Here is a 19,544-nt window from a genome sequence, read left to right on the forward strand (position 1 = left end):
GGTTTCAGGTCGAAACCTGAATCAGCGTTCGCGGAACGCGTGATTGAGTTGGTCCCTAAACGGTTTCAACAAATAACTCAAGGGGCTGCGACCATTGGTTTGCATATATGCTTCCGCCGGCATGCCCGCCTTGAGTTCAAGACCGTTCAATTTGGACTTTTCCTTGTCGTCCAGTTTGAGCCGGACGGTGTAAAATGGCGGCTGGCTGGGCTCCGGTTGCTTTAAGTCCGCACTCACCAGAGAGACCCGGCCCAGGATCTGCGGCGTGACCGTTGAAACCGCGTTGGGAAAGCGCATGATGGCCTCCTGACCCAGGAACACCTGGTCGATGTCCTGCGGCCGCACATTAGCCTCGACAACCAGCGGATCTTCCTCCGGCACAATCATCATCACCGCATCACCCGGCGCAATAACCCCACCAATGGTGTGCACGGCCAACTGATGCACAAAGCCATTTCTTGGCGAGCGAATTTCTATCCGCTTCAGCTTGGCTGAAACAGCAACCCGGCGTTCGTCAAACTCGGTGATCTTGGCTTCCGCCTCGCGCAGTTCGGTCAGCGTGGTGGTCAGCGCATCATCCTGCAATTGCAGGATCTGGATTTCCACTTCGCCGATCTGGCCGCGTGCACGGGCAATCTCGGCAATATGCTGGCCCGTTTCGCCGGCAAGCCGCTCCTGCTCGCGCTCCAGTCCGAGGACTCGGGTGACCTGGACCAGCCCCTTGGCGAGCAGGTCCTGCATGGCCGTTAGTTCTTTTTCAATCAGCTTTTTCTGATTTTCCTTGGCCTTCAGCTGCGCTTCGACACCGGTTATTTCCTGGTTCAGTTGTGCTACGCGTTCGCGCAACTGCTTGATCCGGCCCTTCAGGGATGCCGTTTGCGATGCAAACAGGCTTTCCTGGCCGGACAGCAGTTTGGCGATCATCGGTTCGCTTCGCCGCGCCTCAAGTGCGTCATCGAACACCAGCTTGTCCTTGCCGTCGCGCTGGGCGCGCAGGCGCGCCGCCTTGGCAATCCATTCAATGCGAATTGCATCGATGATGCCGAGCTCGGCCTTTGTATCTGTCGGATCAAGCCGGATCAGCAGGTCACCCGCCTTGACCAGGTCGCCGTCGCGCACCTTGATCTCGGCGACAATGCCACCATCACGATGCTGCACGCGCTTGGTGTTGCCGTCCACGACCATGGTACCCGGTGCGATCACCGCACCACGCAGTTCAGTGAGCACCGACCATCCGACAACACTGCCCAGAATAACCACTATGCCGGCGAAGCCCGCCAGCTGGTAGCGTCGCATTGACTTGCGTGTAGTGTCGCTCATGGCTGGTTTCCCGTGTCGGAGACAATTGAAAGCGTGCTGGCCGTCTGCAGGCCTTTAGGAGCGGCTGCAGGGGCCGCCGGACGCTTGTCGGCTTTCGGCTGGCCGTTCTGCAGCACCTTGGCAAGAACTTCGTCCTTCGGACCAAAGGCCACCTGTTTTCCGTCTTTCAGCATCAAAAGAGTGTCGATGGCGGCAAGCGCGCTGGGGCGGTGCGCCACGACGATCACGGTCGCGCCCCGCTTGCGGGCATTGGCCACGGCCTGTACCAGTGCGGCTTCACCCTCGGCATCGAGATTGGCATTCGGCTCATCCATGATCAGCAACACCGGATCGCCGTACATGGCCCGGGCAAGACCGATACGCTGCAATTGTCCGGCGGAAAGCCGGTGCCCGCCGGCGCCCACCCGCGTATTGTATCCGTCCGGCAACTTCAGCACCATCTCGTGCACAGCCGCCTGGCGTGCCGCTGCAACAATGTTTTGCGGATCGGCTTCCGGTTCAAAGCGTGAAATGTTCTCCGCCACCGTACCTTCAAACAATTCAACATCCTGCGGCAGATAGCCGAGATGCTTGCCAAGCCTTACCGGATCCCACTGGCGCACTTCCGCGCCATCAAGACGAACCTTGCCGCGCATTCTGGGCCACGCGCCGACAATGGCCCGGGCAAGCGTGGATTTGCCTGCCCCCGTCGGGCCGATGACGCCGAGGCCGGTGCCGGCTTCTATCTTGAACGACACGTTGAAAACGATCGGCTTGTCGCTGTCAGCCACAAAAGCGCTGACGCCGTCGACCTCGAGCGAGCCCTTCGGTTCCGGCAACTCCATCGGTTTTTCAGGCGCCGGTGTCTGTTTCATCAGTTCGGACAGGCGCGCCCATGCCCGGCGAAATCCGAGATAGGGCTGCCAGTGTGCGACCGCCTGTTCAACCGGTGCCAGCGCACGGGCCATGATGATCGAAGCGGCGATCATCGAACCTGCGGAAATTTCCTGTTGTACCGCCAGCAACGCACCAAGCCCAAGCATGCCGGACTGGAACATCAGCCGCAGCGTACGCGACATGGATGAAATCAGGCCACCACGATTTGACGCCGATGTCTGTGCATCGAGCGCCGTTGACTGCACGCTCTCCCAGCGGTTGCGCAGCACATCTGACATGCCCAGCACGCTGGACACCTCAGCATTGCGCAGACTTTCGTCGGACATGATCTGGGCCTGGCTGATGGCTTTCTGTGCTTCGGCGGAAGGTTCCTTCATGATCCGGTTGTTGATGACGGCCAGCACCGCCAGGATCACGACAGCAATAGCCGCCGCAATGCCCAGCCACGGATGCATCAGATAGATGACGAACAGGTAGATTGGTGCCCATGGCATATCGAAGAACGCAAATGGACCGGGACTGGACACGAACTGGCGAACCGTAAGCAAGTCCGAAATTGGTGAGTTGCGAACCTGAGGATTACCCTTGGTCGCATGAAAACCCATCATGTCGAAGGCGCGCGCGCGCAAGCCTTCGTCGAGCTGGCGCCCGACCTGCACCATCACTCGGCTGCGGATGAATTCAAGAAACCCGTATAGAATATAAAGTGTTGCCGCGAGCAGCACCAACGCCGTGAGCGTAGATATGCTGCCACTGTTCAGGACCCGGTCATACACCTGCAACATGAACAGCGGACCGGTGAGCATCAGCAGGTTGATGATGAAACTGAATATCCCGGTGGATACCAGCGCCGTTCGCCCACTCTTCAACGCAGCATATATGTTCTGCGCGTTCTGCTGTTCTTCGGTCGCCATACTATTCACCTTGCCCCCTGCGTTTCCACACGTCGGCGAACACCCCCCAGATGAAATGTATGCCGTATTACCGATAAAACGCAATCATGGTTAATATCTGGTAAGAATCCGGCAGTTGGCGCCCCGGCTATTTTCCGGTTGCCCAGAGCAAAACAAGACCGGCGGCAGCAGCAAGCATGACCCAGGTCCACATGCCGGACATGGATTTGACCTGCGGTGGAATGTTGTCGCTGGCAGTGTCCCTGGCCGTCTCGGCCATCTGACCGGCATTTGCCGCCGCCGATTTCGCCGCGGAAGTGGCCTCACTGGCAGCCTTGTTTGCAGCGTCCGCAACTGTTGACGCCGTCTCGCTCGCCGCAGCACTCGCCGCACCGGCAGCGGACGCAGCGGATTTGCGAGCCGCGCTGGCCGTCTTTGAAGCGGCAGAGACAGTCGACTTGGCCGCCGTTTTTGCAGCGGGCTTGGCCTTTGCGGCTGCTTTTGCCGCTGGTTTGGCCGCGGCCTTGCTTGCCTTGGCCGCCGGTTTTGCCGCTGCCTTCTTGGCAGCTGCCTTGGCTACGGCAGGTTTTGCAGCCTTCGCAGCAGGTTTCTTTGCGGCCGCTTTCTTCGCGGTTGGTTTCTTTGTCATGTCAGTGTCTTCTGAACCTTGGCTAACAATCTTGTTGAATTTCTTGAAAAAATCCGCCGCCATCTTCTTGGCCGTCGAATCGATGAGCCGGGAACCGATTTGGGCCAGTTTCCCTCCCACTTGTGCGTCAACATCATAAGACAGTTTGGTCGACGAGTCGCCAGTATCGCTCAGCCTTACTGTCGCACCGCCCTTGGCAAACCCGGCAACACCGCCCTTGCCCTCGCCCGAAATCACATAGCTGCGCGGCGGATTGAGCTTTGACAGTTTTACGTCCCCGATGAACGACGCTTTGACCGGTCCCACCTTGGCGGTCACCTTGGCTTCGAACTCGGTGTCGGATTTCTTTTTGACCTCCTGGCACCCCGTAATGGCCTGCTTCAGGATTTCCGGATCATTGAGCGCGTCCCATACCGCCTGGCGCGGGGCTGCAATGACTTCTTCTCCGGTCATTTTCATGTAGTAAGACTCCTGCAAAAAATGAGAATAGCTTTATGTCGCATGCCCACGGCACAAGCGTCAACAACACCTCCCATCATGCAGGCGGTTCTCCGGCATCCCATTTCGCCCTGGTGTCGGATCTGAACGTTTCAAAGCGATCCCGGTCAATTGCGTCGCGCATTCCGGCCATCAGATGTTGGTAATATGCAATGTTCGCCCACGATACGATCATCATGCCCAGTATCTCACCGGCCCGGACCAGGTGATGCAGGTAGGCGCGCGAATAATCGCGCAATGCCGGATGATCAATGGTTTCATCCAGGGGACGTTCGTCCTCGGCGAACTTCGCATTGCGCAAGTTCATCTTGCCGGTGCTGGTAAAGGCCTGCCCGTGCCTTCCTGATCTGGTCGGCATGACGCAATCGAACATGTCGACACCGCGTGCAACGCTTTCCAGCAGATCGAGCGGCGTGCCGACCCCCATCAGGTAGCGCGGCTTGTCCAGCGGCAGGTACGGTTGTGTTGCCTCGATGGTCGACAGCATGATCTCCTGGCCTTCACCCACTGCCAGGCCGCCAATCGCATAGCCGTGAAAGCCGATGTCGACCAGCCCCCTGGCCGACTGTTCACGAAGCTCTGCATCAGCTCCTCCCTGCACAATGCCGAAACATCCCCTGCCCGGCTGTTCGCCGAATGCGACGCGCGATCGTTCGGCCCAGCGCAATGACAGTTTCATGGCACGTTCTGCATCTTCAGGGGTATGAGGAAACGCCACACACTCATCCAGCTGCATGTGAATGGTGGACCCCAGCAGGCGCTGAATTTCCATGGACCGCTCCGGGCTCAGGAAGTGCTTTGATCCGTCGATGTGGGACTGGAACGTCACGCCGTCCTCGGTCAATTTGCGTAACTGGGCCAGCGACATCACCTGGAAACCACCTGAGTCGGTCAGGATCGGCCCCTTCCACCGGGACATTTTATGCAGGCCGCCGAGCCTGGCGACCCGTTCGGCACCGGGCCGCAGCATCAGGTGATAGACATTGCCCAGAATGATATCGGCGCCCGCATCGCGCACCTGGTCCATGTACAGAGCCTTTACGGTCCCGGCAGTACCAACCGGCATGAAGGCGGGTGTGCGAATGTCACCGTGCAGGGTGTGCACGGTGCCGCGGCGGGCCAGGCCATCCTGCTTGTGCAGTGTAAACGAGAATGTGTCGGTCATTGTGAGGCTGGCCATAGCAGGCTTGAGTCGCCATAGGAATAGAAACGATAGCCTTTGGCGATCGCATGGGCATAAGCAGCCTGCATGGTGTCCAGGCCGCAGAACGCGCTGACCAGCATGAACAAGGTGGAGCGCGGCAGGTGAAAATTGGTCATCAGGCCGTCCACCGCCGCAAACCTGTAGCCCGGCGTAATGAAAATATCTGTCACGCCCGACCAGCCCCGCAGGCGCCCGTCCTTGCCGGCAGCACTCTCCAGCAGGCGCAAGGCGGTGGTGCCGATGGCAATGATGCGCCCGCCCGCAGCGCGCGCGGCCGTCAGACGTTCCGCCACGTCTGTGCCCACCTCGCCCCATTCAGAATGCATTTTGTGATCACTCGTATCATCTGCCTTCACCGGCAGGAATGTCCCGGCCCCTACGTGCAACGTGACAAACTCGTGGTTGACACCTCGTTCGGCGATGCGCCGCATCAGGTCACCGGTAAAGTGCAGTGAGGCCGTGGGCGCCGCGACAGCACCGTCCCGGGCCGCAAACATGGTCTGGTAGTCATCCGCGTCACGTTCGTCGGTGGGGCGTTTCGAGGCAATATAGGGCGGCAGCGGCATGACGCCGTGAACCGCGATGGCCTTGTCCAAATCAGCGCTGTCGAGATTGAACCTCAGTTCGATTTCGCCACCGTCGTTCTTGGACTGCACACCTGCGACCAGCCCATCTGCAAACGTGATGCTGTCACCGACATTGAGCTTGCGGCCCGGTTTGGCAAACGCCAGCCAGACAGCGTCATCCGTTCTTTGATGCAGTGTGACTTCAATAACCGGTTCCGTGTCACCACGTCCGGTCCGCCGCCCTGTCAGCCTGGCGGGGATAACCCGAGTATCATTGAACACCAGGACATCCCCCGGGTTCAGGTGACCGGCAAAACCGGAAACCAGATCATCAGACAAATGCCCGTCCGGATGAACAATCAGTTGCCTGGCTGAATCACGCGGGCTCACCGGCCGCAAAGCAATCAGGTCTGGCGGCAACTCGAAATCAAATAGATCAACTTTCATCCAAATCGCCGCCAGCTACCAATCGTGAAGGCCGAAAGCCTACTCCGCGTCGGCCATGACCTGCATTTTTTCAATGCGATCAGGTCCCTGCACAGGTTCACCGCGCTTGAACTTGTCGACATTGTCCATGCCGTCAACAACTTCACCCCAGACGGTGTACTGACCGTCAAGGAAGCCGCAGTCTCCGAAGCACAGGAAGAACTGGGAATTCGCGGAATCCGGCATGCTCGAGCGCGCCATGGACGCAGTGCCGCGTTTATGCGGTTCACTGGAAAACTCGGCCTTGAGATTCGGTTTGCTGGACCCGCCGGTTCCGGTTCCGGTCGGGTCACCGCCCTGTGCCATGAAGCCGTCTATGACGCGGTGAAACGGCGTACCGTCATAAAACCCTTCACGGGCCAGTTCCTTGATGTGGGTGACATGGCCCGGTGCCAGGTCCGGTCGCAGCTTGATGACGACGCGCCCCTGGGTTGAGTCCATGATGAGTGTGTTTTCTGGATCTAGATCGGCCACAAGGCTCTCCTTCTTTGTGTCCATGAATGAAACGGAATGGGGGCTGAAAATCAGAGCTACCTGACGCTCATTTTCAGGATCTTGTCAGGATTTGCCGGCGGTTCGCCCTTGTTGATCTGGTCGATGCAGTCCATGCCCGAGGACACATTTCCAACCACTGTATATTTGCCATTCAAAAAGTCGCCGGGGGCAAACATGATGAAAAACTGCGAGTTCGCACTGTCCGGGTTGCTGGACCGGGCCATGCCGACCGTACCGCGCTTGAACTTTTCTGAAGAAAACTCGGCTGGAATGTTCGGCAAGTCCGACTTGCCGGTGCCGGTCCCGGTCGGATCACCGGTCTGTGCCATGAACCCGTCAATGACACGGTGGAACACAATGCCGTCATAAAATCCCTTGGCGGCAAGCGTCCTGATCTGCGCCACGTGCTTGGGTGCCAGATCTGCCCTGAGATCGATCACGACCGGACCGCACTTCAGGTCCATCACGATCTTGTCGGCTGCTTGTGCAGGGGTAACAGTGATCGCTATAGCAGCGCAAAATCCGGCCAATGCCGCACCAAGTTCTTTTCTCAACATAACTCTCCAGGGAATTGCAATTATTTGGTTTTCAGGGCTTCAAGAACAGCTGAATTGACTGCCTCGGGCACGAAAGTTGATATATCTCCACCCATCTTTGCGATCTGCTTGACCAGGGATGATGCGATCATCCGCGTGGCAGGGCTTGCCGCAAGAAACACCGTTTCAATATCAGGTGCAAGGCCAGCATTCATCTGCCCCATCTGCACCTCATAGTCAAAATCCGAGGCATCTCTAAGGCCTCTTACAATAATCCCGGCGCCTGCTTTGCGCGCCGCATCCACCGCCAGGCCATCAAATGTATCAATGCTTATCTCACACCCGGTGGCGTTGCTCACTGGTTCACATGCGTCGGCCAGAAGAGCCAGTCGAAGTGGTGTTTCCAGGAACGGCGCCTTGCCGTGATGAACCCCGACACCCAGCACCAGCTTGTCCATGAACCGCGCAGCACGGGCAATCACGTCCAGATGTCCGAACGTGACGGGGTCAAAGCTACCGGGATAAAAACCTGTGCGTGTCATGGGTTATGACACTTATAGCAACATGGGTTCAGTTTGAACCCATAAAGTTGTTACAATATTCTGCAGACCAACAGTATGAACCAGGCCAGAAAATCAGCTGTGAAGCCTTACACCCGAACCAATGCCAACAGGAGGATGAAACGATGGAAAATCCCTCGATAATGTCGCATGTGTCGCTCGGCACGAATGATTATGCGAAAGCGAAGTCCTTTTACACCGCCGTGCTGGCAACGATCGGCGCAAGCGTCATCATGGAGCACGCCGATGCCGCAGCCTTCGGCAAGAAGTTTCCGGAATTCTGGGTTCAGGCGCCGATTGACGGGAAGCCCGCCGTGACTGCAAACGGCGTGCATTTCGGATTTTGGGCCAACTCGAAGCAGGAAGTGCACGAGTTTTATGATACTGCACTGAAGCACGGCGCAACCGGTGACGGTGAACCTGGTCCGCGCGAAGAGTATGGCGAACCCTATTACGGGTGTTTCCTGCGCGATCTGGACGGGCACAAGATTGAGGCCGCGTTCTGGGACATGGAAATGGAAGCAAGCCTGAACAACGCCTGATCAGCACAGGGTGAGCAAGACCATCAGCGCCTTGCTCACCACGGTCCAGGCTACCGGCGCGCCAGTGCCAGCCATACGCCGCCGCCGATAAGACACAGTCCGCTGCCGACTTCCAGCGCCCTGACACGGGTGCGCGACAACCATTTGCCGGCACCGCCGGCCAGCAATGCGTAGCTGGAGTCCAGCGGCGTGGCGACAGCGATGAACGTGGCACCCAACAGCAGTGTCTGCGCCAGGGCATTGCCACCGGTTGTCAGAAACTGCGGGATCAGGGCACCAAAAAAGAACAATGCCTTGGGGTTGGACAGCACTACCAGAAAGCCCTGCCAGAAAAACGACCCGTTTGCACGTGGCACATCGGCCACCTTGCCCATGGTGCCGTCGGACCGCAGCAGCTTGACACCGAGCCACACCAGGTAGACTGCACCGATCCACCGGATGATATCGAACACCTGGGCCAGGCTTTCCACGACAAACTGCAGTCCGGTGGCCAGGATCAGCAACATGATCGCAAGGCCTGCCTGGGTTCCGGCCACATTGAGCAGCCCCGCCTTGACACCATGGCGCAGGGAATTTGCAATGATCACCGTAACCGATGGCCCCGGGACGATCACGACAGCAGTGCAGGCAAGCACGTAGGCCGCATAAAGTTCGATTGGAATTCCTAATATGGTCATTGCTACCTCTTCCGTTTGCGAAGACCCAGCAATCAACAGTTTGCAGCAGCCGTCAAGCCGGATAAACCTGAGATCATGGAAACTTTGCCTCGCAACATGACCGGCCGGCTTGCGGTGTTCTCCGACTGCGGCAAAAACCGCTATTGGCTTCGCCGCAATCTCACCGTTCAGGCAGACAGGCATGTGCTGTGGATCATGATGAACCCGAGCCGGGCCAATGAAACCAGCAATGACGCCACCACGACCATGACCACCAATATCAGCCGGCGGCACGGCTATGACGTCCACGGTGTAGTCAACCTGAGCGCGGTCATAGAGCCGGATTCCACCAGGCTGACTGCAAAGGACGGTGCCATCGATTCGCTCAATGATCAGGCAATCAGCCGTGCCCTGGGATGGATCAGACGTCAGCAGGGAGACATTGTGATTGCCTGGGGCGCCTCACGCCACCTCAAGCAGCGCGAAGCACAGCTCTTGCAGCATCTGCGCCGGCGGCACCTGCTTTGCCTGGGTCAAAACAGTGACGGTTCACCGAGGTTTCCGCGCGCCATCAGGCGTGATGCTGCACTGGCAGAGTTTATTCGCTGACTGTTCCATCATCAGGCTGGCCGTCAGGCGCGTTATCCGGTGCCGGGTCTTCACCTTCAGCTCCGTCCTCGTCGTCATCGTCACCGTTCACATCTTCCGAAATGCGGCTGACGGAAACAACACTCTCATCCTCGCCGGTCCGGAACACGGTGACACCCTGGGTTGAGCGTCCGGCAATGCGGATGTCGTTGACCGGGCAGCGGATCAACTGGCCGCCATCCGTCACCAGCATGATCTGGTCGGTTTCCTCGATCGGGAATGACGCAACCAGGTCACCATTACGTTCATTGACTGCCATCGCCGTGATACCCTTGCCGCCACGGCCGGTGACGCGATATTCATAGGCCGATGATCGCTTGCCGAAGCCGTTTTCAGACAGTGTCAGGATAAACTGTTCCGCAGCGCCCATCTGGATGTAGCGCTCCTGGTCAATGGCGGCATCTGCAACTTCCTCATCATCCGGCTCGACGCCGTCTGCGTCATCGCCTTCCATGGCGCGGCGCATCTTGACATAGGCGACCCGCTCGTCAGAGGTGGCTTCAAAGCCGCGCAGCACGGTCATTGAGATAACCTCATCACCGTCTGCCAGGTTTATGCCGCGCACACCGACCGAGTTTCGTCCCGCGAAGACCCGGACATCGGTCACCTTGAAACGGATGGACTGGCCTTTTGCGGTGGTCAGCAGCACGTCGTCGGAATCAATGCAGGTTTCGACACCGACAATGCCGTCGCCGTCGTCCAGCTTCATGGCGATCTTGCCGTTCTGGCGAACCTCGACAAAGTCAGACAGCTTGTTGCGCCGCACCGTGCCCCGCGTGGTTGCGAACATCACGTCCAGCTCGCCCCATGTGGTCTCGTCGGCAGGCAGTGGCATGATGGTGGTAATGCGCTCGCCCTCTTCCAGCGGCAGAAGGTTGACCAGTGCCTTGCCGCGCGCCTGAGGGGCGGCCAGCGGCAGGCGCCAGACCTTCATTTTGTAGGCCATGCCGCGGGACGAGAAGAACAGCACCGGCGTGTGGGTATCGGCCACGAACAGCCGGGTGACGAAATCCTCGTCCTTTGTCTGCATGCCGGCGCGGCCCTTGCCGCCCCGTCGCTGCGCCCGGTAGGTCGTCAACGGAACCCGCTTGATGTAACCCGTGTGCGACACGGTCACCACCATGTCTTCCTGGGCAATCAGATCCTCGTCATCCACTTCACCGAGATAATCGGCAATTTCGGTGCGCCGTGGCGTCGCGAATTCTTCCTTAACCGCGATCAATTCTTCCCGGACGATGGCCTGCACCCGGGCACGCGACCTGAGGATTTCCAGGTAGTCGGAAATCTCGGTGCCAAGTTTTTCAAGCTCCTCGCCGATTTCGTCCTGGCCAAGTGCGGTCAGACGCTGCAGGCGCAAGTCAAGAATGGCGCGGGCCTGCTCTTCCGACAACCGGTACATGCCGTCTTCGCTCAACTGGTGACGCGGATCGGCAATCAGCCGGATAAGCGGCGCCATATCCTTGGCGGGCCATTCGCGGCCCATCAGGCCGGCACGCGCGGAGGCCGGATCGGGTGCCGAGCGGATCAGGGCAATCACTTCATCAATATTGGCGACGGCAATGGCAAGGCCGACCAATACATGCGCCCGGTCGCGGGCCTTGTTGAGCAGGAACTTGGTGCGCCGGGTAACAACCTCTTCACGGAAGGCGACAAACGCCACCAGCATGTCCTTGAGCGTCATCACTTCAGGACGGCCGCCTGTGAGCGCCACCGAGTTGACGCCGAACGACGTCTGCAATTGCGAATATTTGTAGAGCTGGTTCAGCACCACATCACCGAATGCATCGCGCTTTATTTCAATGACCACCCGCATCCCGTGCCGGTCGGACTCATCGCGTATGTCGGAGATACCCTCGATCCGCTTGTCACGCACCAGCTCGGCGATCTTTTCGATCATCGATGACTTGTTCACCTGGTACGGGATTTCGTGAATGACAATGGCTTCACGATCCTTGCGGATTTCCTCGATGGTCGCCCGGCCACGGGTGACAACCGATCCGCGCCCCGTGGTCTGCGCCAGCCGGATGCCGGCGCGCCCGAGAATGATGCCGCCGGTCGGATAATCGGGTCCCGGGACAATCTCGTTGAGCTGTTCCATGGAGATCGCAGGGTCTTCCATGGTCGCAATTGTAGCATCGACAACTTCGCCCAGATTGTGCGGCGGGATGTTTGTGGCCATGCCGACGGCAATGCCGCCCGCCCCGTTGACCAGCAGATTCGGAAACCGCGCCGGCAGAACCGTGGGTTCCCTTTCGGTGGTGTCGTAGTTGTCCTGGAAGTTGACAGTGTCCTTGTCGATGTCTTCCAGAAGCGCATGGGCAGACTTGGCCATGCGGACTTCGGTATACCGCATGGCAGCCGGCGGATCACCATCGACAGAGCCGAAATTGCCCTGGCCGTCGATCAGGGGAAGGCGCAGCGAGAAATCCTGCGCCATACGCACCAGCGCGTCATAGATCGACTGATCGCCATGCGGGTGGTATTTACCGATTACATCCCCGACCACGCGGGCAGATTTACGATACGGCTTGTTCCAGTCATAGCCGTTTTCGTTCATCGAATGCAGAATACGCCGGTGCACCGGCTTGAGCCCGTCGCGAACATCCGGCAACGCCCGGCTGACGATCACGCTCATCGCATAATCGAGGTAGCTGCGGCGCATCTCGTCTTCGATTGTAATGCTGCTTACGCCGGTCTCGTCCATGGGTGGTGGAGGTGGCGGTGTGATCTCGTTGTCGTCGCTCAAGCGGCGGCTCCTCGTGGCGTGTCACACTTGCGCGAAGCGGTATGACAACAATGCGATTCTGTTGTCACGAACCTAGCAAATATGACGTCCGCAAGCAAATTTGCCACAATCTTTGGCGGGATTAAAAACGGCGCCGTAAGCCATTGAAAAACAGCTATAAAACGAGGCTATTTCGACAGTTCGACTGAGAACTCCTTGCCACCGGTTCCATGAACGGAATCATTGGCTCGAATCGTCACCGAAACGACACCATCCGGAACCCTCACACCGCCCAATGACCGGGTAAACGGTTGCTCGGTTTCATGCGGATGATGCAGCGTGCGAGTGCCCAGAACGGTGCCGTCAGGTGCGATGACATCCCAGCGATTTGCATAGTGGTCCCAACCTTCGTCACCATGCAGTACGGTGACATGAAATGACCACGTGCCGTCAGATGCTTTCGTGGCCGTGACGCCTACGACGTCGGCTTCCCCGGCAAGGCAAACACCTGACATCATCAACAGGGCAACCATTGCTTGTGGCAGACATTGTATCCTCATGGGCTTTCCCCTAGTTTTTACGTGCAGTTCAATTTCGAATCTTACCGGCTCGCGTCAGCCACCCGCAAATCACAATACCGGATCAGAAAAACACCATGGCGTCAGGAAGTTCCAAGACGGTTATCATTGCAGCGCTAATCGGCAACGGCGCCATTGCCTGCACCAAGTTTGCCGCCTCCGTTTACACCGGCTCGTCAGCCATGCTGTCTGAAGCCATACACTCGCTGGTCGACACCTGCAATCAGGGGTTGCTGCTGTACGGCTTGAAGAAGTCGGAACGCCCGGCCGACAAGACCCATCCGTTCGGCTATGGCCGAGAATTGTATTTCTGGGCCTTTGTGGTTGCGCTGTTGATATTTTCCGTCGGCGCCGGGGTGTCTCTCTATGAAGGCATACACAAGGTCATGCATCCCGAGGCCGTCACCTCCCCGATGGTCAACTATATCGTGCTTAGCCTGGCCATCGTGTTTGAAGGCATTGCATTTTACATCGCCGCCAAGGAGTTTAACCGGCGCCGCGGCAAGATACCGATCTGGCGCGCTGTCCGGCAGAGCAAGGACCCCGGCCTGTTTACCGTATTGTTTGAAGATGCCGCCGCAATGGCAGGCCTTGTGATCGCATTTGCGGGGCTCCTGGCGGCAGAGTACCTGGAGCTGCCCTGGATGGACGGTGCGGCGTCAATCGGTATCGGATTGCTGTTGGCCAGCGTTGCCATCTTCCTGTGTTTTGAAACCAAGGGGCTGTTGATCGGGGAAGCCGTGTCGGAGGAATTTTCCACCAGCCTGCACACCGTCATCAACGCCTCCGACGCCGTCAACCAGATCAACGAGCTGCGCACCATGCATATGGGTCCGGAAGACGTGTTGCTCGCTGTGTCGCTGGATGTCCGTGATGATATGGACACCGGCACGCTGGAAGATGCCATATACACCCTTGAGCGCAATATTCGCACCGAGCACCCGGAAGTAAAGCGACTGTTTATCGAAATCCAGTCAGGCGAGCATCACACCGAGCAGGTCTGGCTGTCCCAGCTCAAACCGACCTGATGCGGCAAGCACCGGGTCCGATGCCCGATCAGTATTTCGAGAACGTGATGCCTGCGACCCGGTAGGAATTGCCGGTGCGCGTCACTGACGAGCACCGGGTTGCGCCATTCATCCACTTCTTGAACTTGATGCAGAGCTGGTTCTTGGTCACGCGCCAGATGCCCGTATCGCGCTCGCCGTCCCACTTGGCCGACAGAGAACCGCCACGGCTCATGCGCATGGTGACCTTCGAGCCCATTATTTTCGCCTTGGCACGGCCTGGAATGAACTTCTTGATTTCCTTGGCAGACAGCATTTCGCCTGCCGATGATGTGCTCGTATTGGCAGCAAGGATCAACGCGCCGCACGCTGCAGCGATCACAAACTTCTTCATTTAACTAGGTCCCCGATTTTGTATTTTTGTTCCCTGCAGTTCTCGCAACCAGGGAACCAGTCCAGTATCAATATTGAATTCACCCTGCACACACGTCTGGGCACAAAATGTGCTCATCATGTGGCGAAGCGTGGTCGAAAATGCCGCAGCGCAGCATTATCCATGGTTACCAACGTATGAAGTCGATTATGGTTGCCCAAAGGTTAACAAAACCGGCGTAAATCGATAGTTTCGTGTACCGACGGACTTCGGTGCCGCCACCCAGGTGAATCGTTGAGGCCTAGAACGGAACCTCGTCATCCATGTCGTCACGGGCAAATGAGGGAGCGTCGCCACCCTTCTGAGAACTGCCACCGCCTTGCGGACGCTGCATCGGGCTTGAGCGGCCGAAGTCAGCCCCGCTGTCCTGATTGTAGCCGCCGCTGTCGCCGGCACCGCCCTGCCTGCCATCGAGCATGACAAGGGTCGAATTGAAATTCTGCAGCACGACCTCGGTGGAGTACCGGTCATTGCCGTCCCGGTCCTGCCATTTGCGAGTCTGAAGCTGACCTTCCAGATAAACCTTGGAGCCCTTTTTCAGATACTGCTCCACGACCTTGCATAGCCCTTCGGAGAAAATCACCACCGTATGCCATTCGGTTTTCTCGCGCCGCTCACCGGAATTGCGGTCGCGCCAGCTCTCCGACGTCGCAATCCGCAGGTTGGCGATCGGACGCCCGTCCTGGGTGTGACGGATTTCGGGATCGGCACCGAGATTGCCAATCAGGATCACCTTGTTAATCGAACCCGCCATTTTGCTCACTCCTCATACGTGTTTGTCGCCAGACACTAGACTTTTCGCCCATGCCCTGCCAGCGTGCTGCCTATATTGTCCACAGCCGCCGGATAATTTTGTTCATTTTTTGTTCTACAGCGTTTCAAGTCGACAATCAAGTAAGTGGAGACTATGCCCATGCCCGTAAAAATCAACACAACCGAGGCCCCCGCCCCGTTTTCAAGATATTCGCAGGCCATGCGGGTCAGTGCCGGCAGAGACCTGGTGTTTGTATCGGGCCAGGTCGGCGTCGATCTGAAGGGCAAGCTTGCCGACAGCGAAAAGGGCCAGCACGAACAGTGCTGGCGCAACGTGCTTGCCATACTGGCCGACCAGGGCCTCGGCGCGAAAGACATTATCGAAATGACGGTTTACATCACCACCCAGGACGGCGTGCCGATATACCGAGAAGTACGCGATGAAATGCTCGGCGGCCATGAAGCCGCCTCAACCTTGCTGATCATCTCCGGATTGGCAAATCCGGACTGGCTGGTTGAGATCGCCGTTACAGCCGAGGCGCCCTCTTTTGTCGTTGAGCCGGAGGACTGAGAGTTTGCGGAAGTGCATGATCATCGCAACAAATAACCGCTGGTTATACGTCTATCCGAAATAAAATAGAAAAGTAATTGTAACCAGATCGACGATGCGGGTTCAATAAAGTGGCGGGAAGCCCGCCTGTCACAGGCATCAGTTGATGTCACTGGGCAGGCTTTCCGTTCCTGGCATCTCGGGATACTCCTGGCAATTGATTGGGATACACTTATGAGAAACTTCACCACCCCCCTACTAACTCTCCTCGTAATGTTGGCTGGCGGCACCGCCGTTGCGCAAGAGAAAGTCTATAAAGTGGCACTGGATGGAACCTTCGCTCCCCATGCCATGCCGAAGCTCGACGGTGGCGTCGAAGGCTTTAACGTGGATCTGGCCGACGCGCTGGCAACCGAACTTGGCGCCAAACTGGATGTGACCGCCGCCCAGTGGTCCGGTTTGCTCCCGGGCATGCAGGCCGGCACCTACGATTTCCTCGTGGCACCGACAACCGTTACCGAGGAGCGCACCAAGAACATGCTGTTCAGTGAAGGCTACCTGAATACCGACTTCCAGTTCGCGGTTAAGGCGGACGCTCCCGACATCAGTTCACTCGAAGGTTTCAAAGGCAAGACCATCGCCGTCAACAAGGGATCAGCCTATGACAGGTGGGCGCGCGACCTTGAAGGCAAGATCGGCTGGACCGTTGAATCCTATGGCACCAATGCCGATGCCGTTCAGGCGGTCGTTTCAGGTCGAGCATTCGCCAATGTTGCCGGCAACACGGTGACAGCTTGGGCAGTCAAGAAAACCACCGGACTGAAACTGTCCTACCTGCATTCGACAGGCAAGGTGTTCGCTATCCCCTTCCGCAAGGGTGATGAAGCCTTACGCCAGACCATCGAGAACGCACTCGAATGCCTGAAATCCAAAGGCACGATTGCCAAACTTCATGAGAAGTGGTTCGGTTACGCACCTGCCGCCGGCGCTGCGGCGGTAACGACTTATCCCGGCTACGGCGTACCCGATCTTGCCGGTTATGATGCAACTGCACATCAGCCGAATTGCAAATAGAACCGCTACCTGATGGCCGGCAGGCGTGCGCCGACAGCGCGCCTGCCGCTTTTCAACACCATACTCAAATTTGGCGGCAAACGAAGTGACGAAACCGATCCTCAGTGTTCGCAACCTGCACATGTCCTATGACAAGCTTGAAGTGCTTCGCGGTATCGATGTCGATGTTCTTCCAAGCGAGCTGGTCTTTGTAATTGGACCGTCCGGATCCGGGAAAAGCACACTTCTGCGATGTTGCAACCGTCTTGAAGAACCGGACTCCGGAGACATCATCGTTGACGGCACTTCCATTACAGCCAGGGGCGCCGATCTCAACGCCATCAGGCGGCGAATTGGCATGGTGTTCCAGTCCTTCAACCTGTACCCGCATCTGTCCGCGGGCGGCAATGTCATGCTCGCCCTGCGCAAGGTACTGGGAAAATCCAGGGCCGAGGCGCGCCAGATTGCTGAGGCCGCACTAGAGCGTGTCGGCCTCGCCGACAAGATAGACAGTTTTCCAAATCAGCTATCAGGCGGCCAGCAGCAACGCGCCGCAATAGCACGGGCGTTGGCGCTTGAACCCAAGATCATGCTGTTTGACGAGCCGACCAGCGCCCTCGATCCGGAACTGGTCGGAGATGTCCTCAACGTGATGTCCGAACTCAAGGAAGCTGGCATGACCATGGTCGTTGTCAGCCACGAAATGCGGTTCGCCAAGGCGGCTGCGGACAGGGTCATCTTCATGGATGGTGGCGTCATAGTCGAAGAAGGCGAGCCAGCCGCGCTGTTTGCCAATCCGCAACATCAGCGGACCCGCGACTTCGTCAGGCAAGTTGAGCACTAGAGTGAGGTGAGGCTAAATTGGAAGATTTGATGGCGGAAAATCGGTTCACTCGGCTAGGCGCGGCGCGCAGCGCGATGTGGTGCATCGGGCAAGCGGCGCAACGACGCCGATGGACCAATTTTCCCCACCCAGAAGGGAATCATGATGTTGATAGATTTGATGAAAAGGCCGGGCGATTTTGCTCTCTGGCGTCGTTGTCTTGCACTTGTGGTGAGGCAACACCACCGCGCGCAATCCGCCTAGCCAGCGACCAAAATCGCCGTGGTCAAATGATCCAATTTAGCCTCACCTCGCTCTAGGCACATTGACAATGACCCGGTACGAACGCTTCCTCGACACATTCTTCAACCCTGAGGTCATGGCGAAGTATTTTCCACACATCGTGGAGGGTCTGCTGGTCACCTGCCAGATCGCCATACTGGTTGTTGTCAGCGGCATCCTGCTCGGCCTGGCCCTCGCGTTGCTGCGCTCCTACCGCTGGACACCGGTGAATCTCGTCATCATTTTCTTTGTCGATATGTTCCGGGCATTGCCACCGCTGGTTTTGATCCTGATCCTTTACTTCGGCCTGCCCAATGTCGGCTTGACGATGTCGGGCTATGTCGTGCTGTGGCTGGTCCTGACCTGTGTTCTGGCGGCATTTTCGGAGGAAATCTTCTGGGCCGGCATTCTGTCAGTCGACAAGGGACAGTGGATGGCATCCCGCTCGACGGGCATGAGCTATACCCAGACATTGCTCAACGTGGTGCTGCCCCAGGCCATTCGCCTGACCATTCCGCCGCTGACCAACAGAACCATCGCCATTACCAAAAACACCGCGCTTGGCATGGTCATAGGGGTCGATGAACTGCTCAATGAGGCCACCACAGCCCAGGCGTTCTCTGGCAATGCAACCCCCCTGATGATGGGGGCGATCGCCTATCTGATGCTGTTTGTGCCGGTGGTATATCTGGGCCGCTACATCGAGCACCGGTTTGCCTGGAGAAAAGCCTGATGGATGCTCTCCTGCAACAATTCTTCAATTTCGACATCATGATGCAGGCATCGCCCATCATCCTGCGCGGTTTCGGCATGACGTTGCTGTTGTGTCTGGTGGTTATCCCGATGGGATTGCTTGGTGGTCTGGCCGTCGCACTTGCCAGCCTGTCCCCGATCCGCGCCGTGCGCTGGACGACCATCGTCTTCGTTGATTTGTTCCGCGCGATCCCGCCATTGGCCCTGTTGATTTTCGTATCTGCGGGCCTGCCGTTTGCCGATATCAGGATCAGTCCGTTTATGGCGGTCTGCATATCATTCCTGTTGAACAACTCGGCTTACTATGGAGAGATTTACCGGTCCGGCATTGAGAGCATCGGCACCGGGCAGACAGATGCTTCGCGTTCTACAGGCCTGAGTGCCACCCAGACGATGGCGTATGTGATCCTGCCGCAGGCGGTACGAAACGTCCTGCCCGACCTGGTCAGCAATACCGTCGAAGTGGTCAAGCTTACTTCCCTTGCCAGTGTCGTCGCATTCGCGGAGTTGCTGTATGCCGCCGACATGGCGCGATCGGTCACCTACAACGCCTCACCGATCACCTTTGCCGCAGTGCTTTACCTGATTGTGCTGTGGCCCGTCGTGCGGTTGCTGAGCCGCCTTGAACACAAGATGCAAAACTAGACAGCCGGAGGAA

Annotated in this window: 21 protein-coding genes; 8 read left to right on the forward strand and 13 right to left on the reverse strand. The window is 57.8% G+C overall.

Annotated elements, in window-relative coordinates:
* Positions 1-21 precede the first annotated feature (21 nt).
* The 8 genes from DHN55_RS16920 to coaD form a co-directional block, all read right to left on the reverse strand.
* Complete coding sequence (locus DHN55_RS16920) at positions 22-1,320, reverse strand: HlyD family type I secretion periplasmic adaptor subunit (RefSeq protein WP_108882693.1); 1,299 nt, start codon at positions 1,318-1,320, stop codon at positions 22-24.
* Positions 1,317-3,110, reverse strand: coding sequence for a type I secretion system permease/ATPase (locus tag DHN55_RS16925; protein ID WP_108882694.1), 1,794 nt, complete (start codon positions 3,108-3,110; stop codon positions 1,317-1,319). Before DHN55_RS16925 ends, DHN55_RS16920 begins: the two co-directional genes overlap by 4 nt.
* A 127-nt stretch (positions 3,111-3,237) precedes the next feature.
* Positions 3,238-4,197, reverse strand: a complete 960-nt coding sequence (locus DHN55_RS16930; protein WP_108882695.1) for an SRPBCC domain-containing protein — start codon at positions 4,195-4,197, stop codon at positions 3,238-3,240.
* A 76-nt stretch (positions 4,198-4,273) separates the two neighbouring features.
* Entirely contained in the window at positions 4,274-5,401 is a 1,128-nt protein-coding gene (tgt, locus tag DHN55_RS16935; protein WP_108882696.1) for a tRNA guanosine(34) transglycosylase Tgt, read from the reverse strand.
* The gene (gene queA, locus DHN55_RS16940) at positions 5,398-6,453 is read right to left on the reverse strand and encodes a tRNA preQ1(34) S-adenosylmethionine ribosyltransferase-isomerase QueA (RefSeq protein WP_108882697.1); all 1,056 of its coding nucleotides are present in this window, start codon (positions 6,451-6,453) and stop codon (positions 5,398-5,400) included. The genes tgt and queA overlap by 4 nt, the downstream gene beginning before the upstream one ends.
* Positions 6,454-6,492: 39 nt before the next feature.
* A complete protein-coding gene (locus DHN55_RS16945; protein ID WP_108882698.1) occupies positions 6,493-6,990 on the reverse strand; it encodes a peptidylprolyl isomerase in 498 nt (165 codons plus the stop codon).
* 32 nt (positions 6,991-7,022) lie between these two features.
* Positions 7,023-7,544, reverse strand: coding sequence for a peptidylprolyl isomerase (locus DHN55_RS16950; protein ID WP_108882699.1), 522 nt, complete (start codon positions 7,542-7,544; stop codon positions 7,023-7,025).
* Between the two features lie 20 nt (positions 7,545-7,564).
* Positions 7,565-8,065: a pantetheine-phosphate adenylyltransferase gene (gene coaD, locus DHN55_RS16955; RefSeq protein ID WP_108882700.1), complete on the reverse strand. Its 501-nt coding sequence runs from the start codon at positions 8,063-8,065 to the stop codon at positions 7,565-7,567.
* A 143-nt stretch (positions 8,066-8,208) separates the two neighbouring features.
* Here coaD and DHN55_RS16960 point away from each other — a divergent pair, with 143 nt between their 5' ends.
* A complete protein-coding gene (locus DHN55_RS16960; RefSeq protein ID WP_108882701.1) occupies positions 8,209-8,625 on the forward strand; it encodes a VOC family protein in 417 nt (138 codons plus the stop codon).
* A 50-nt stretch (positions 8,626-8,675) separates the two neighbouring features.
* Here the strand turns inward: DHN55_RS16960 and DHN55_RS16965 are convergent, their stop codons facing one another.
* Entirely contained in the window at positions 8,676-9,302 is a 627-nt protein-coding gene (locus DHN55_RS16965) for a LysE family translocator (protein ID WP_108882702.1), read from the reverse strand.
* Between the two features lie 75 nt (positions 9,303-9,377).
* Here DHN55_RS16965 and DHN55_RS16970 point away from each other — a divergent pair, with 75 nt between their 5' ends.
* Entirely contained in the window at positions 9,378-9,890 is a 513-nt protein-coding gene (locus DHN55_RS16970; RefSeq protein WP_108882703.1) for a DUF1643 domain-containing protein, read from the forward strand.
* Here DHN55_RS16970 and gyrA read toward each other — a convergent pair.
* On the reverse strand, positions 9,880-12,591 hold the full coding sequence (gyrA, locus tag DHN55_RS16975; protein ID WP_443111137.1) for a DNA gyrase subunit A: 2,712 nt from the start codon (positions 12,589-12,591) through the stop codon (positions 9,880-9,882). The two genes, DHN55_RS16970 and gyrA, sit on opposite strands and share 11 nt — an antisense overlap.
* 251 nt (positions 12,592-12,842) lie before the next feature.
* The gene (locus DHN55_RS16980) at positions 12,843-13,214 is read right to left on the reverse strand and encodes a hypothetical protein (protein ID WP_108882705.1); all 372 of its coding nucleotides are present in this window, start codon (positions 13,212-13,214) and stop codon (positions 12,843-12,845) included.
* Positions 13,215-13,309: 95 nt separating this feature from the next.
* Between DHN55_RS16980 and DHN55_RS16985 the strand changes: the two genes are divergently transcribed.
* Complete coding sequence (locus tag DHN55_RS16985) at positions 13,310-14,260, forward strand: cation diffusion facilitator family transporter (RefSeq protein WP_108882706.1); 951 nt, start codon at positions 13,310-13,312, stop codon at positions 14,258-14,260.
* A 28-nt stretch (positions 14,261-14,288) separates the two neighbouring features.
* On the opposite strand, the gene DHN55_RS16990 is transcribed toward DHN55_RS16985, so the two are convergent.
* Positions 14,289-14,633: a hypothetical protein gene (locus tag DHN55_RS16990; protein WP_108882707.1), complete on the reverse strand. Its 345-nt coding sequence runs from the start codon at positions 14,631-14,633 to the stop codon at positions 14,289-14,291.
* 280 nt (positions 14,634-14,913) lie between these two features.
* A complete protein-coding gene (locus DHN55_RS16995; RefSeq protein WP_108882708.1) occupies positions 14,914-15,426 on the reverse strand; it encodes a single-stranded DNA-binding protein in 513 nt (170 codons plus the stop codon).
* A 159-nt stretch (positions 15,427-15,585) separates the two neighbouring features.
* On the opposite strand from DHN55_RS16995, the gene DHN55_RS17000 reads away from it, so the two are divergent.
* The 5 genes from DHN55_RS17000 to DHN55_RS17020 all read left to right on the forward strand — a co-directional run bounded on the left by DHN55_RS17000 (position 15,586) and on the right by DHN55_RS17020 (position 19,531).
* A complete protein-coding gene (locus tag DHN55_RS17000) occupies positions 15,586-15,996 on the forward strand; it encodes a RidA family protein (RefSeq protein WP_337660451.1) in 411 nt (136 codons plus the stop codon).
* A gap of 213 nt (positions 15,997-16,209) precedes the next feature.
* On the forward strand, positions 16,210-17,049 hold the full coding sequence (locus tag DHN55_RS17005) for a transporter substrate-binding domain-containing protein (protein WP_337660452.1): 840 nt from the start codon (positions 16,210-16,212) through the stop codon (positions 17,047-17,049).
* A 121-nt stretch (positions 17,050-17,170) separates the two neighbouring features.
* Positions 17,171-17,872, forward strand: coding sequence for an ATP-binding cassette domain-containing protein (locus tag DHN55_RS17010; RefSeq protein ID WP_108882948.1), 702 nt, complete (start codon positions 17,171-17,173; stop codon positions 17,870-17,872).
* 310 nt (positions 17,873-18,182) lie between these two features.
* On the forward strand, positions 18,183-18,866 hold the full coding sequence (locus tag DHN55_RS17015) for an ABC transporter permease subunit (RefSeq protein ID WP_108882711.1): 684 nt from the start codon (positions 18,183-18,185) through the stop codon (positions 18,864-18,866).
* The gene (locus DHN55_RS17020; RefSeq protein WP_108882712.1) at positions 18,866-19,531 is read left to right on the forward strand and encodes an ABC transporter permease subunit; all 666 of its coding nucleotides are present in this window, start codon (positions 18,866-18,868) and stop codon (positions 19,529-19,531) included. Before DHN55_RS17015 ends, DHN55_RS17020 begins: the two co-directional genes overlap by 1 nt.
* Positions 19,532-19,544 lie beyond the last annotated feature (13 nt).

This window comes from Anderseniella sp. Alg231-50, from assembly GCF_900149695.1.
Classification (GTDB): domain Bacteria; phylum Pseudomonadota; class Alphaproteobacteria; order Rhizobiales; family Aestuariivirgaceae; genus Anderseniella.